The 14,206-nt window shown below is 74.0% G+C and carries 11 protein-coding genes; 8 read left to right on the top strand and 3 right to left on the bottom strand.

Features of this window, described 5'->3' with window-relative positions:
* Positions 1-32: 32 nt before the first annotated feature.
* On the bottom strand, positions 33-1,253 hold the full coding sequence (locus ACZ3YO_RS20025; RefSeq protein ID WP_465570922.1) for a CaiB/BaiF CoA transferase family protein: 1,221 nt from the start codon (positions 1,251-1,253) through the stop codon (positions 33-35).
* 551 nt (positions 1,254-1,804) lie between these two features.
* Here ACZ3YO_RS20025 and ACZ3YO_RS20020 point away from each other — a divergent pair.
* A complete protein-coding gene (locus tag ACZ3YO_RS20020; RefSeq protein ID WP_465570920.1) occupies positions 1,805-2,764 on the top strand; it encodes an SMP-30/gluconolactonase/LRE family protein in 960 nt (319 codons plus the stop codon).
* A gap of 607 nt (positions 2,765-3,371) precedes the next feature.
* On the top strand, positions 3,372-4,169 hold the full coding sequence (locus ACZ3YO_RS20015) for a FadR/GntR family transcriptional regulator (protein ID WP_465570917.1): 798 nt from the start codon (positions 3,372-3,374) through the stop codon (positions 4,167-4,169).
* 182 nt (positions 4,170-4,351) lie between these two features.
* Here the strand turns inward: ACZ3YO_RS20015 and ACZ3YO_RS20010 are convergent, their stop codons facing one another.
* Complete coding sequence (locus ACZ3YO_RS20010; protein ID WP_465570915.1) at positions 4,352-5,080, bottom strand: (2Fe-2S)-binding protein; 729 nt, start codon at positions 5,078-5,080, stop codon at positions 4,352-4,354.
* A gap of 463 nt (positions 5,081-5,543) precedes the next feature.
* Here ACZ3YO_RS20010 and ACZ3YO_RS20005 point away from each other — a divergent pair, with 463 nt between their 5' ends.
* The 3 genes from ACZ3YO_RS20005 (at position 5,544) to ACZ3YO_RS19995 (ending at position 8,461) form a co-directional block, all read left to right on the top strand.
* Positions 5,544-6,926, top strand: a complete 1,383-nt coding sequence (locus tag ACZ3YO_RS20005) for a sensor histidine kinase (protein WP_465570912.1) — start codon at positions 5,544-5,546, stop codon at positions 6,924-6,926.
* 264 nt (positions 6,927-7,190) lie between these two features.
* Positions 7,191-7,610, top strand: a complete 420-nt coding sequence (locus ACZ3YO_RS20000) for a hypothetical protein (RefSeq protein WP_465570910.1) — start codon at positions 7,191-7,193, stop codon at positions 7,608-7,610.
* 194 nt (positions 7,611-7,804) lie between these two features.
* Positions 7,805-8,461, top strand: coding sequence for a response regulator (locus ACZ3YO_RS19995; protein ID WP_465571005.1), 657 nt, complete (start codon positions 7,805-7,807; stop codon positions 8,459-8,461).
* A gap of 457 nt (positions 8,462-8,918) precedes the next feature.
* Here the strand turns inward: ACZ3YO_RS19995 and ACZ3YO_RS19990 are convergent, their stop codons facing one another.
* Positions 8,919-10,757 (bottom strand): helix-hairpin-helix domain-containing protein, encoded by a 1,839-nt coding sequence (locus tag ACZ3YO_RS19990; protein WP_465570907.1) that lies wholly within the window; start codon positions 10,755-10,757, stop codon positions 8,919-8,921.
* Positions 10,758-11,291: 534 nt separating this feature from the next.
* Here ACZ3YO_RS19990 and ACZ3YO_RS19985 point away from each other — a divergent pair.
* From ACZ3YO_RS19985 to ACZ3YO_RS19975, 3 genes are all read left to right on the top strand, one after another.
* On the top strand, positions 11,292-11,912 hold the full coding sequence (locus ACZ3YO_RS19985; RefSeq protein ID WP_396322547.1) for a histidine kinase: 621 nt from the start codon (positions 11,292-11,294) through the stop codon (positions 11,910-11,912).
* 118 nt (positions 11,913-12,030) lie between these two features.
* Positions 12,031-12,705 (top strand): ArsR/SmtB family transcription factor, encoded by a 675-nt coding sequence (locus tag ACZ3YO_RS19980; protein ID WP_465570905.1) that lies wholly within the window; start codon positions 12,031-12,033, stop codon positions 12,703-12,705.
* The gene (locus tag ACZ3YO_RS19975; RefSeq protein WP_465570903.1) at positions 12,702-14,036 is read left to right on the top strand and encodes an MFS transporter; all 1,335 of its coding nucleotides are present in this window, start codon (positions 12,702-12,704) and stop codon (positions 14,034-14,036) included. The genes ACZ3YO_RS19980 and ACZ3YO_RS19975 overlap by 4 nt, the downstream gene beginning before the upstream one ends.
* The last annotated feature ends 170 nt before the right edge of the window (positions 14,037-14,206 follow it).

Here is a 14,206-nt window from a genome sequence, read left to right as displayed (position 1 = left end):
CTTCACCCGGCCTCACCCGGCTTCACCCGGCCTCACCCGGCGCCAGGGGCGTCGGTGCCGGGTGGGGACTGTCGGCGGTCCTCTGATCGGTGGGGGAGTCGGCCGTCCAGCCAGGCTCTGAGCTCGGCGGTGTGCTCGCCCAGCCGGGGCGGGCGGCGCTCGTAGCGCGGAGGTGTGCGGGAGAGGCCGATCGGGTTGGCGACCAGGTCGAGCGGGCCGCCGTCGTCGGTGCCGTTCGGGCCGGTCAGTGTGGTCCGCGGCTCCAGGCCCAGGGCGTCGGCGAGTCGGAAGGCGTCGGCCAGGTCGTTCACCGGTCCGCACGGCACACCGAGCGGGGTGAGGAGGGCGCACCACTCGGCGGCGGTCCGGTGCCGGAGGCGGGCGGTGAGTTCGGCGGCCAGCACGTCGATGTGGGCCACGCGGTCCGAGTTGGTGGCGAACCGGGGATCCGTGGCGAGCTGCGGCACGTCCAGCCCCCGGCAGAGTGCGGCGAACTGGCGGTCGTTGCCGACGGCGATCACCAGCGGCCGGTCGGCGGCGGTGAGCACCTCGTACGGCGCGATCGACGGGTGGCGGTTGCCGAGGATGCCAGGGACCACGCCGGCCAGGGTGTACCCGGCGGACTGGTTGACCAGGCTGGAGAGCAGCGTGGAGAGCAGGTTGACCTCCACCAACTGGCCCTCGCCGGTGGCGTCCCGCTCGCGCAGCGCGGCCAGCACCCCGACCGCGGCGTGCAGCCCGGCCAGCACGTCCACCAGGGCCACGCCGGTCTTCACCGGCTCGCCGGGCGCCGGTCCGGTCACGCTCATCAGCCCGCCGACGGCCTGCACCAGCAGGTCGTACCCCGGCAGTTCGGCGCCCGGGCCGGTGCCGAAACCGGTCACCGAGCAGTAGACCAGCCGGGGGTTGAGGGCCTTGCTCTCCTCGTAGCCGAGGCCGTGCTTCGCCATCGTGCCCGGGCGGAAGTTCTCCACCAGGACGTCCGCGCGGCGGACCAGTTCGACCGCGCGGGCGTGGTCGGCCGGGTCGTGCAGGTCGAGTGCGATCGAGCGCTTGTTGCGGTTGACGGAGAGGAAGTAGGTGGCCTCGCCCCCGACGTGCGGCGGGCCCCAGGCGCGGGTGTCGTCCCCGGTGCCCGGCCGTTCGACCTTGACCACGTCCGCGCCCAGGTCGGCGAGGAGCATCGTGGCGTACGGCGCCGCGAGGACGCGGCCGAAGTCGGCCACCAGGATGCCGGAGAGAGGGAGGTTCATGAGGTGCCTCCAGTGCTGGGGAGGGGGCGCATACGCGGAGGTACACGGTACGGGTGGTGGGGACCGCCCGGGCCGGCGTCTCGCCGTACCGCTCGGCGCGGGAGGCGGTGGTCGCCCCCCGCTGCCTGCCTGGTGAGCATCATCGCTCCCCCTCTCGCTCGTCCGCTTTTCCTGTTGTCCGGCTTTGTGTCGCCCGGCTGCGTGTCGCCGGGCCTTGTGTAGCCGGGCTTTGTGTCGCCGGGCCCGGCGCTGTCGCCCGGCCGGTCCGTCGGGTGCGGATCATTCTGCGCGGCCAGGGGCAGCCGGCGCAGTCGACGCCATGTCTCGTGAGTGCCAGGGCCGGATGGGCGTTGCGTCGGGCGGGGTCCGTGGTGCCGTGTTCCCCGGACGGCGGCGGCCCGAGCGGGGGATCTCGTGGTGGCGCGGCGGCGCAGCGCGGGTGGCGGGGGCGGTGTGCGTGCTCTGCTGACAGGTGCGCGTTAAGCCCACCCCCGTTCGGTTCTGAGTTCGAGTACGACTCCGAGTTCGACGTCGAGTTCGAGGAGACACCCATGACCCGCCCGCCCCGCCGGCTTGCCGGCCTGCTCGGCACCGCCGCCTCCACAGCCCTCGCCCTGCTGGTGGCCACCCCGGCCGTCGCCGTCGCGCCGCCGCTCTCGCAGCCCCGGATCATCGCCCACTTCAACCTGGACCTGGGCCTCCAACCGGAGAACATCGCCCTCGAACCGGACGGCTCCGCAGACCTCACCTTCTCCTTCGCCCGCAAGATCGGCCGGGTCGACCGGGCCGGAAACCTCACCGAGCTGGCCGTCCTGCCCGCGCCCGCACAGCCGGCCACCCCTCTGGTCGGTGCGGCCGTGGTGACCGGCATCGCCCGCGCCCACGACGGAACCCTCTACTTCGCCTACGCCACCGGCACCGAGGACCTCACCGGCATCTGGCGCCTCTGCCCCGGCGGCACCCCGGAACGCATCTCCGCCCTCCCCGTCACCAGCTTCCCCAACGGCCTCGCCCTCGACGAGCGCGCGGGCCTGCTCTACACCGCCGATTCGGCGCTCGGAGTCGTCTACGCCACCCCTCGGGAGGGCGGGGCCTCGATGGTCTGGTCCGACGACGCGCTGCTCAAGCCCAATGGCGGTTTCGGCGCCAACGGTCTCAAGGTGCACCACCACGCCGTCTGGGTCGGCAACACCGACACCGGCAACCTGCTGCGCATCCCGATCGACGGTGACGGCACCGCCGGGCCGGCCGAGACCCGCGCGACCGGCATGGTCGGCATCGACGACTTCGCTTTCCCAGGGCACAGCAACGACGCGATCGCCGCGATCAACGGCACCAGCGAGGCCGTCTACATCGCCGGGGACGGCAGCCACCACACGGTCCTCACCGGACAGGACGGCCTCTCCAACCCGACCTCGGTGGCCGTCCGCGGCGACACCGTGTATGTCCCGAGTGCGGCTTACGTGACCCGGACCGACCCCAACCTGCTCCTCGCGACGTTGGAGCGGTAGCCGGTAGCCGGTGGCCGGTGGCCGGTGGCTGGCTGCGGCTGCGGATTCGCATGCGGTCGCGGTGAGCCGGTGGGCCCGGGTGGGGGAATCGGCCTCGCTCGGGCCACCGGTGGGGCCCCGGTGGACGGGGTGCAGGGGCACAGGGATGCGGGTGGGGGCGGTGAGTCGGTGTGACCCGTGGGGGGCTGTGCTGAGAGCGCGTCAACTTCCGCCCAACCAGGTTGCGGGGTGGGTGAGTTCGATGCTGTCCACCCTGGTGGCCAGCTGGTCCGGGCTGCTCCGGCCGGCCAGTACCCACAGGCCGAGGCCCCGCCGGCCCACGAGCCAGACGACCGGGAAGCTCCGGAGCATCGGCGGGCCGGCGGTGGCGAGAGCGGTGGAGATGGGAGTGTGCAGACGCCGACGGCGGGGGAGAGATACGTGAACCTGAGGGAGACATTGGCCCAGAAATTCATGTCGTGCCTGAACCGGGGGCGTGACGTGACGCTCGGGGTCAGGGCGCGGGGAAACATACGAGAGTGAGTTTCCAGAGGCAAGGGGCCACGGGTGTCTGCGTTGTACGCTGCCGGAAACACTCGGCAGGACGGTGATCGGGGAGGGCCCGCCATTGACCACCACCGGGAGTACGACCCCGCTGCTCAGTGCCGTCCTCGCCCCGCTCACCGACCGCGGCCGGGCCGATGCCGTCGCCCGCCGGATCACCGAGGCGATCGCCCTCGGCCTGGTCGCCGACGGCGACCAACTGCCCAGCGAGAACGACCTCGCCGACCAACTCGGCGTCGCCAACGGAACCCTGCGCGAGGCGCTCGCCCTGCTCCGCGACGCCGGTCTGATCGAGACCCGGCGCGGCCGCAACGGCGGTAGCTTCGTCCGCACCCCGGCGGAAGGATCGGACCGCCTCCAGCTCACCCGGCTGCGCGAACTCGGCACCGTCGAGTTGCGTGACCTGGGGGACGAGGAGCTGGCAGTCGCCGGAACCGCCGCCCGGCTCGCCGCCGAACGCGCGCCCGCCGACCTGGCCGGCCGTCTCACCCGGCTGGTCACCGCGCTGCGGGAAGCCCGCACCCCCGCCGAGCTGCGCCGTGCCGATGCCCGCTTCCACATCGAACTCGCGGTCGCCGCCCAGTCGGTGCGCCTCACCCAACTCGCCGTCCGGCTCCAGGCCGAACTCGGGCCGCTGCTCTGGCTGCCGGCGCCCTACGCGCCCGACCGGGAGCGGTTCGCCGAACAGCACCGGGAGATCCTGGTCGCGGTGGTTGCCGGGGACGGGCCCGGCGCACGCGCGGCGGCGGAGGCGCACACCGTCGCGTGCGTGCACCACCTGGTGCGGGGGCACCTGGAGCTGACGGACCCGACGCGGGTTCCTCGGCCGGCGTCCTCGACCTTCCTGGCGGAGCGGTCATGAGCGTGTCGGCCTGGTCCCCGGGCCTGTTCCCCGGCCTGGTCCCGGGCCGGGGAAAGGCCTTCCGGCTGGGCGTGCCGGGCTGGCGCGCTTGACCTTCGACCTCGGAGGTATCCCGTCCGGCTGTGGCTGTGGCTGCGCTTGTGGCCGTGTCGGCGGTGCCGTCAGTGGCGGAGGAGAGGTGCTCAGGTGCGACGGGGTGGCCGGGTGAAGCAGCAGTCGCCGCAGACTCCCGCGCCCGGGCCCACGCGGTAGTAGAGGCAGCAGCTGTTCCGCCGGAAGCCGGTGTCGTCCAACACCCCGGCGCCGGCCAGCGGCGGCCGGTCGAGCAGCCCCGCGACCAGTGCCCTGGCCCGGCCGGGAGCCGCGTGGGGGCCGACCATCCGCAACGCGCCCGCGAGTGCGGACGCGGCGTTGCCCTGGAGGAGCCGCTCCGAGAGCGGCACCGCGGCCCGGACGGCGGCGGCAAGCGGCGCCAACTGGCCCTGGACGAGAGCTCGGTGAAGGCGTTGGGTCAGGGCTTCTTCGCCGTCGGCCCACGTGTCCTCCGACCGGAGCTCGTACGGCGTCCAGAGATCGATCGGCCCCTGCTCCGGCACGCGTACGTACGCACTGCCGGGGTCCAAGGAGGGGACCACGCCGAGCAGGACGGCTGCGCCGAGGCTCACCGAGCAGAACCGGGCGGCCAGTCCGAGGTGCAGGATCGAGGCCGCCACCCGGGGCTCGCCGGTGCCGAGCCGTCGCGCGACCTCCCGCACGCGTGCGGGGAGCAACCCGTCCGGCCCCTTCGCGTAGAGCTCGTGCAGCGGCCGGAAGCCGGGAGGCGGCGTGTCGGTGGGTGCGGCGGCGGCGTTCAGCGCGAAGTACGGGCCGACGGTGGCGAGTCGGCGGTAGCCGGGAGGGGTGGTGGTCATCGGGTGGTCACCGGGTCCGTCGGGCCCGCCACCGGGCCCGCCGTGGGGCCCGCTGTGACGCCTGTGCCGGACCGAGGGCGGGCGGCGCGGACGGTGCGGCCGGCGGTCGGGCGGTGGTGGGGCATCGGGCGGTCCTTCGGGTCGGGCGGGTCGGGCGGTCGGCCCCGTACGTGACGTTGCCGTTGGCGGTACCGACGAACGGTACCGCGCCCCCGCGGCCCGGGACCGGGACGCCCCTCGCCCCGGGTTGTGACCGCGCCGCACCATTGGTGAGGGTGGTGCCGCCGCTGTCCGGGAGTCGTGACGGAGGGCGAGGGTGCATGTTCGGCGCCGGCGGATCGATCTGACGTTCAGTCAGCACTCTGTCTGTGGTGGGGGATGTGATTGTCTCGGGGAGGATCCCGGCCTCCCCCGGGAGCTGGGCCCGAGGAATCCGGTGGGCGCCGCGCATAGGCTCGGGCGCATGCGTTCCGAAATCCCGGCGCCGGACGGCCGGTCCACTTCGGCTGTCCCTCCCCAGCAGCCGGCCCCGCCCAGGCCGGCCCCGGATCGACCGGCTCCGACCGGGCCCCCGGCCGCCCTTGCGGCGCGGCTTCGCCGGCCGCTGTCCGCCGTCGCGGCGCTCGGCATGCTGGCGCCGGTGGTGCTGGCGCACCCGGGCCAGCGTGCGGCCGCGTTGCTCGTCGCCGCCATGGCCGCGCTCGCGGCGGCGGTGGCGCTCCTGCGGTGGCCGTCCCGCCGGGTGACGCCGGCGGCCGCGGCGGGTGCCGTGGCGGTCGCCTCGCTGGTGCTGGACGCGGGCTACTCGGGTCCGTACCGCCTCGCCGCGTTCTGGCTGCCGTTCGAGTGGCTTGCGCTCCTGGTGCTGCTCGGCCGGGCGGCGCGGCGGGTGCCCGGCCGGTGGGCGGGGCCGGTCGGGGTGGCGGTCGGCCTGGCCGTGCTGTTGGTGCCGCTGCGCTTCACCCTCCGGGTACCGCAGGCGGGTTGGACCGGTTCGCTCGTCGCCCTGCTGTTCTCGCTCCTTCCGGCAGTCGGTGTGGCCGGGGCCGGCCTCTACCTGCGGGCCCTGGACGCCCGCCGGGAGCGGGCAGTGGCCGGCGCCCGCCGCGAGCAGCGGCTCGAAGTGGCCCGGGGACTGCACGACTTCGTCGCCCACGAGATCACCGGCATCGTGCTGGAGGCCCAGGCCGGCCAGCTGCCCGGCCTGGACGCAACGGAGGCGGTCGCCCTGCTGCGCCGACTGGAGGAGGCCGGTCTGCGGGCGCTGGACTCGATGGACGCGATGGTGGGCGCGCTGCGCGACCCGCAGACGGACGAGGTGGCGGAGGGTCGGGCGGTCGGGGCCACCCGGGTGCACGGGCTGGCCGACCTGCCGGAGTTGGGCGGGCGCTTCTCGGGGAGCGGTTCGACCCGGGCCGCCGTCGAGCTGGCGCCGGAGGCCACCGGGCTGCTGTCGCGCGAGGCCGAGGCCACTGCCTACGCGGTCGTGCTGGAGGGCCTGACCAATGTGCGGCGGCATGCGCCCGGTGCGGCGGAGGTGATCGTGCGGGTGGCGGTTGTGGGCGGCCCGGTCGGGTCGGCGGGTCCGGGTGGGTCCCACGACTCGGGTGGTTCGCGTGATGGGGGCGGGGTTGCGGCGGTGGCGCTCCGGTCGGTGGTGGTGTCGGTGACGGACGACGGTGGGCGCGGGGGAGGTCCGAAGGGGCTACTGCGGCGGCTCCCGGGTAGCGGCGGTACCGGACTAACCGGCCTGGCCGAGCGGGTGGGCGCCCACGGCGGGACGCTCGTCGCGGGTCCGCACCGGCCGTCGGGCTGGCGGATCAGCTGCGAGCTGCCGGTGCGGTAGTTGCAGCTGCGGGAGCCGGTGTGGAGCCGGTGGGGTGGTCGGTCGGTAGGCCGTTCGGCAGGGGTTACCGGCGGAACCGGGGCTGAGCGTGGCGAATTCGGGGCCGGAAATCTGCCGAACGGCAGATGGCAGCGGCGTGCGGAACGGCGAAGCTCGTAGCCGTCACCGTCACTCCTTCACTCTCACCATCACCACCCTCTCCTTCACCCTCACCCTCACCCTCACCCTCACCGCCGTCGTCGATTCCCCGGGAGGACCCATCCCATGACCGCCACACCGGCTGTGCCGGACACGCCCGTCCGCCGGGTGCTTGCCACCGTGGTCGCGCTGGTCGCCCTCGCTGCGCTGGTGGCCGTCACCGGTTGCGCGAAGGCCGACGAAGCCACGCCGGAGGACAAGACCTTCGGCTATCACGGCACCACTCTCGACGTTGTATCGCTCCACCACGTTCCGGCCGATCTGGTGGTGGCGGACCGTCAGGACATCAAGGTCACCCGCTGGTTCAAGGCGGACGTCATCGGAAAGCAGAGAAGCAGCTGGGCGTTGGACGACGACACCCCCACTCTGGAAGCGAGTTGTAGCGGAATCGCCAACTGTGACGCGCGGTTCCGCGTCGAAGTCCCGCCGCACATAACCGTGCTGCGCGACGGCAGGGCGACGGAGCTCAAGGGCGACACCGCCTGAGCCGCTGGGCGACGCGGGGTGGGGGCGGTGCGGGGCGTGCGAGACTGCTCCCCGTGACGAGTCCCCATCCGGAGCGCAGCCCGAGGAGTCCCGTGTCTGCCGCGGCGCGTGCAGCGCTGCCCGCTGCGGTGCCGCCAGGGGTCGCGTCCGCGACGGTGGCCGGCGCGGAGCCGCCGGAGGCCGCCCACGCTCCGATCCGCACGCTGATCGCGGACGACCAGGAGGCGGTCCGCCGGAGCGTGCGGCGGATCCTGGAGGCGCAGCCCGACATCACCGTGGTCGGCGAGGCAGCCGACGGCGCCGCCGCGCTCGAACTCGCCGGGCAGCTGCGCCCGGACGTCGCGCTGGTCGACATCCGGATGCCCCGGATGGACGGCCTGGAGCTGACCCGACGCCTGGCCGGGCCGGGTGCCGTGACACCGGTGCGGGTGGTGGTGCTGACCACCTTCGACCTCGACGAGTACGTCTACCCGGCTCTTCAGCACGGGGCGTCGGGCTTCCTGCTGAAGCGGTCCGGGCCCGCCCTGCTGGCCGAGGCGGTCCGGGCGGCGGCGAGCGGGGAGAGCCTGATCAGCCCGTCCGTCACGGTCCGGCTGCTGAAGCACGTGACGGCGCCCCGGCGTCCGGAGAGCCGTCGTGGTCACGTCGTGCCGCTCACCGAACGGGAGGTGGAGGTCGCCGGTCACGTCGCAGCGGGCCGGACCAACGCGGACATCGCCGCCGAGCTGTTCATCTCACCGGGCACGGTGAAGACGCACGTCGCCAGCATCCAACGGAAGCTGGGCGTGCAGAACCGGGTCGGCATTGCCGTGCACGCCTGGGAGATGGGGTACGCGGTCCCGACCGCGTAGTGGCGCTGTGTCCCTCGCACGTTGCCCGGCCGTTCGGCGGGAAGGGCAGGGGATGCGGGGGAGAGCGAGGGATGGGGGGAGAGCGCCGGGGATACGGGGAGGGGCGGGCACGGGGAACCTGCGAGGCGGGGGTGGCCTCCGGACATCCTGTCCTCCGGCCTCACAGTTCGATCGTCGACCGAGGTACCAGCGGCAGACCCTGATCCGTCTCGATCTGTCGCCACTGCCTCCTGCGGTCGAACTCCCTCATCTACCTCGCAGGTCCATCTCCATGATGCTCCTCCCGTGCCGGTTGCACCAGAGTCTTCCGGTGCGAAATCGGGCAAAGTATGCAGGTCGGGCGCGGGCGGGAGGGCGCGAGGTCGGGAGACCGGCCCGAGGGGATGCCTGGAGGACGTCCGGGGCTGCTCGGGGGCTCCTCGGGGGCTCCTCGGGCGCTGGTGAGGAGGGACGGCCGCTATCGCAGGGCGTCCTTGCGCAGGAACCGCTTCAGCCGCTGCCACGTCCAGGTGTTGATCACGTCCTCGGTGGTCAGCCAGGCCCGCTGGGCGGTGCCGATCCCGTAGCGCGGGTAGGCGAGGTGGCCGGTGGCGTGGGCGTCGCTGTCGATCGAGAACTTCACTCCGTAGCGCTTCGCCCGCAGAACGTCCTCGTCGCGGAGATCGAGCCGTTGCGGTGAGCTGTTGATCTCGATCGCGGTGCCGGTACGGGCAGCGGCCTCGAAGACCGCGTCGAGATCGACGTCGATCGGCCCGCGCCGGCCGATCCGGCGGGTGGTGAGGTGGCCGATGATGTGAACGTACGGGTTCTCGCAGGCGCGGATCAGCCGACGGGTCTGGGTGGCCCGGTCGGCACCGAAGTGCGAGTGGACGGAGGCCACGCAGACGTCGAAGCCGGCCAGGAACTCGGCGGGCCAGTCCACTCCGCCGTCCGGGCTGATGTTGAGCTCGGTGCCGTGCAGCAGGCGCATCCGCCGGTGCCGGCCGGCGAGTTCGCGCAGCTGATCGCGCTGGGCGAGCATCTTCTCGTCGGTCATCCGCTGCATGACCAGGTCGGGTGCGTGGTCGGTCACGGCGTAGTAGGCGTAGCCGCGGGCGGCCGCCGTGTCGATCATCTCCTCCAGGGTGGCCAGCCCGTCGGTGAGGTTGGTGTGCGAGTGCAGGTCACCGCGGAGGTCCGCCTCGGTGACCAGCTCCGGCAGTTCGCCGCGCAGCGCCGCCTCGACCTCACCCCGGTCCTCGCGCAGCGGCGGCGCGATCCACGGCAGCCCGAGCGCCGCGTAGACCTCCTCCTCGGTCGCCGACGCCACCTTCGCGCCGTCCGCGCCCGCGCCACGGTCGCCGGTGCCGCTGTCGGTCTGCTCCGCGCCCTCGGCTTTCTCCGCGCCCTCCGCGTCCTGCGCGCCCTCCGCGTCCTCGGCTTCCTCGGTGTTCTCGGCTTCGAACAGCCCGTACTCGGAGAGCTTCAGGCCGGCCCGGACGGCCATGGTGCGGAGCTTGATGTTGTGGGCTTTGGAGCCGGTGAAGTAGACCAGCGCCGCACCCCAGTCCTCCTCCGGCACCACCCGTAGGTCCACCTGGAGGCCCTTGGTCGTGCGCACCGAGGTCTTGGTCGGACCGCGCACGATCACCTCGGCCACGTAGGGGAGTTCGGTGAGTGCGGCCATCAGCGGCGCGGAGTCCTCGGCGGTGGCCAGCACGTCGATGTCGCCGACGGTTTCGCGCATCCGGCGCAGCGAACCCGCGTACGCGCAGCGGGTGCAGCCCGGCACGGCCGCGATCGCCGCGACGATCTGATCGGCCTGCTCGGTGGCCGCGTCGAGCAGCGTCCGCCCGCCGGACTGCCGCATCATCTCGATGCCGTGCAGGATCTTCTCGCCGCTGCGCTCGCCGAACCCGGCCACCCCGCTCAGCCGGTCCGCGCGGATGGCCTCGGCGAGCTGGTCGACCGAGGCGATGCCGAGATCGCGGTAGAGGGCGAGGGCGCGTTTGGGGCCCACGCTGGGGACGGCCATCATCTCGCGCACCCCGGGCGGGATCGCGGCGCGCAACGTCTCCAGCGCCTCCATCCGGCCGGTGGCGAGGTACTGGGCGACCTTCTCGGCGGTGGACTTCCCGACGCCGGGGATCTGCTGGAGGCCCTTGGCGTCCAGCCCGGCGACGTCCTCCGGGTAACCGCCCACGGCGCGGGCGGCCTTCTCGTAGGCGCGGGCCCGGAAGGCGTCCCCGCCGGTGATCGAGATCAGGTCGGCGTACTCCTGGAGCAGCTCCTGGACCTGGTCGTTGAGCCGGGTCATGGGGTCAGTCTAGGTTCGGCGGTCGGATCGGGCCGGGTGGCCGGGTGGGTGGGCGCCGGACGGCATTCCGGGCAGGCGGCGCTCCGACGGCCCGGCCGACCGGCGGATCCGGCGGACCGGACCCGCCGGTCGGCCGGGCCGTACCCGCCGACCGGCGGGGTGCGGTGGCCGATTTGCGTCCATGAGCCGGATTGTCACCCGGGTGGCGGAGGCGCAGGCTTGGCGCAGGGGCCCGGAGAGCGGCCCCGTCCGGCCTGCTGCGCCTCCGGCGGTGGCGGCCGGTGACGTACGAGGGGCAGGGCGATGGCACGCGGGAAGCTCTGGGGCTATGTCGCGTCGGGAGGTGCCCGGGTACTTGGTGGGCTGGGCGCGTTCGGTGGACTCGGCGGCCCGGGCGGCTCCGGGGCCGCCGGGCGCAGGGGCGGCGGCCGGGACGGTGGATTCGCGAGCGGTTCGGACGGTGCCGCTGACGCGGGCGGGTCCGGTGGCGCCGGCTCCGGCTGGGCGGGCGGCCCGGGGTGGCCGCCAGGGGAGATGGCCGCACCGCGGGCACTCAGCAGGCCCGAACTGGAGCGGGTGCGGTGGACGGAGCGTACGGAGGGCTGCGATCCGCAGGCGCAGCACGTCCAGGTGGCCGAGGTGGTGCAGCGGGTGCTGCGGGGCGGCGGCCGGGCGGCGTCGGTTTCGGTGCGGATACCGGCCGGCCTGCCGGTGGTGGCCGTGGACGCCCGGCGGCTGGAGTCCGCGCTGGCGGGGCTGGTCGACCATGCGATCCGGCGCAGCCCGGCGGGGGACCGGGTGCTGGTCCGGGTCGACGCGGTGTCCGGCCGGAAGGGTTCGGGCGGCTGGGGCGGCGTCGGAGGCGCGCGCGGTCCGGGTGGGTCGGGCACCGTGGCGCGGGCCGTTCGTGGCCGGGAGCCGGGGCCGGCCGGGGCGGCGTCGGACCGGGCCCGGGTGGAGCTGAGGGTGGTGGACCGCGGTCCCTGTGAACTTCCGGAGGCCCGTGAGTGGCTGCTCGCCGGAGTGCGCCCGGACGGCCCGGTGGGCCCGGCCGGCTACGGGCTGATCCGCGCGGCCGGTGGGCGGCTGGCGGTGGAGCCGACCCCGGGTGGCGGCATCACCGTGGTCCTGATCCTGGCGGTGGCCGGCGACTGAGCGCAACGGACGGCCACCCCGCGGTATCGAGCGGGCCGGCCCGGCACCCGGAAGATCGCCAAGACTTCTTTGCAAATAACCCTTTGCAAAGAAGTGCTTGCGGTTTTAATCTGCTGCCATGACCGAGGAGCAGAAGTGGCCGCACGGCCCGGATCCGCAGACCGATGTCGTCGTCCTCGACGCCAAGGGCCTGCGGGCCCTCGCCCACCCCGTGCGCGTGCAACTGGTCGGGCTGCTGCGCCGGCACGGACCGTCCACGGCGACCAGGCTCGCCGAGCGGATGGGGCTGACGTCGGGCGCGACCAGCTACCACCTGCGCCAGCTGGCGGCCGCCGGCTTCGTCGCGGAGGACACCGAGCGCGGCAACGCCCGTGAGCGGTGGTGGAAGCCGCTCCACCAGATGACCTGGTTCGCCGACCGGGACTTGGCCGACGAGGAACCCGAGGCCGCGTTCGCCTATCTGCGGTCGGTCGTCGCCGCCAACGCACTGACCACCCAGCGTGCGCTGAACTCCTTCGAGACGATGCCGCGGGAGTGGCGGCACGCCTTCGACTTCAGCGACTGGGCGCTGCGGCTGACGCCGGATGAGGCGCGCCGCCTCGCCGAGGAGGTTGCGGAGGTGGTCGCCCGCTACCGCTGGGCCGCGGGGCCCGAGTCCGGTGCCGGGTCCGCTGGGGCCGGCCCGGAGGCCGAGGCGGTGCCGGAGGGGGCCGAGCGGGTCGCGGTGGTGCTCCAGGTCCTGCCCGACCCCGCGGGCGAGCCGGAGGCGGACGAATCGGAGGGGCGGAGGTGAGCGCCGTCCCCGATGCGCCTCCCCGGTCCGCCGCTCCGCGCACGGTCCGGCCGCTGGCCGGGGTGCTCGGGGCGATGGCGATCTCCCTGACGGGGACGCGGGTCTCGGCGATCGCCCTGCCCTGGTTCGTCCTCGCCACCACCGGCAGCGCCACCATGACGGGTGTCGTCGCCTTCGTCGAGATGACGCCCTACGTCCTGGTCAAGGCGCTGGCCGGGCCGGTCATCGACCGGCTGGGCCCGAGGGTCATCTCCTGGACGACGGATGCGGTGAGCGCCGTGGCCGCGGGCCTGATCCCGTTGCTGCACGGCCTCGGGGTGCTTCCCTTCTGGCTGCTGCTGGTCATGGTCGGGCTGGTCGGAGCGGTCCGCGGCCCGGGGGACTTGGCCAAGGAGGTGATGGTCCCCGAGGCGGCCGACCGTGCCCGCATCCCGCTGGAGCGGGCCACCGGGCTCTCCGGGGTCACCGAGCGGCTGGCCTCCACGGTCGGCCCGGCGATCGGCGGCGGGTTGATCGCGCTGCTCGGCCCGATGGCCGGTCTGACGGTCAACGCGGTCGCGTTCGCCCTCGGCTCGCTCGTCATCGCGCTCGTGCTGCCGCGCGGCATGGGCCGGGCGGCCACCGCTCCGCGGCCGACAGGGGAGAACGCGCCGGAGCAGGAGGCCGGCTACTGGCGGATGTTCCGGGAGGGCTTCGCCTTCGTGCGCAGCGAGCCGCTGATGCTCACCGTGATCGTGATGATCGGTCTGACCAACCTGCTGGACGCCGGGTTCATGACGGTCCTGGTGCCGGTCTGGGCGCAGGAGTCCGGCGGCGGCCCGGCGGCGATCGGCCTGACCGGCAGCGCCTGGGGGATCGCCGCGGTCGGCGGCAGCCTGATAGCGGCGGCGTTCGCCCACCGGCTCCCGCGCCGGATCGTCTTCTTCACCGGCTTCCTGCTCTGCGGGGCGCCGAGGTTCCTGGTCCTCGCCATGGACGCACCGATGGGCGTCGTGCTCGCCGTCTTCGTGGTGGGCGGGTTCGGCTCCGGCTTCCTCAACCCGATCCTCGGCGCGATGCTGTTCGAACGGGTGCCGCGGCACCTGCTCGGCCGTGTCGGTGCCCTCGGTGACTCCCTGGCCTGGGCCGGCATCCCCCTCGGCGGCCTTCTCGCCGGCGCCGCCGTCGCCCTCACCGGCCTGATACCCGTGCTGTTCGTCTGCGGTGGCCTGTACTTCGCGACCACCACGCTCGCCGGACTCCGCCCGGAGTGGCGGGAGATGGACCGCCTGCGCGGCCACGGCCCGGCGGGCGAGGTGTCGGAACCCACGCGGTCGGCGGCCTCGGCCTGACGCCGTTCCTCCGGACGTCGGGCTCGCCCGGAACGGACGCTGACCGGGCGCGCCCAGCATGCCCGGCACGCTGGATCCCGTGGGCGCCGGCCGAGGGTGTTTCGCCCGGGGAACGGGCGGACACCGATTGCCGGTCAGTTGCCCGTTGACTTGCCGATGACGGCTGCGGC

It is taken from the genome of Kitasatospora sp. NPDC022785 (assembly GCF_055561295.1).
Note: the sequence above shows the minus strand (reverse complement) of the source record. Positions and strands in the feature narration are given on the sequence as shown.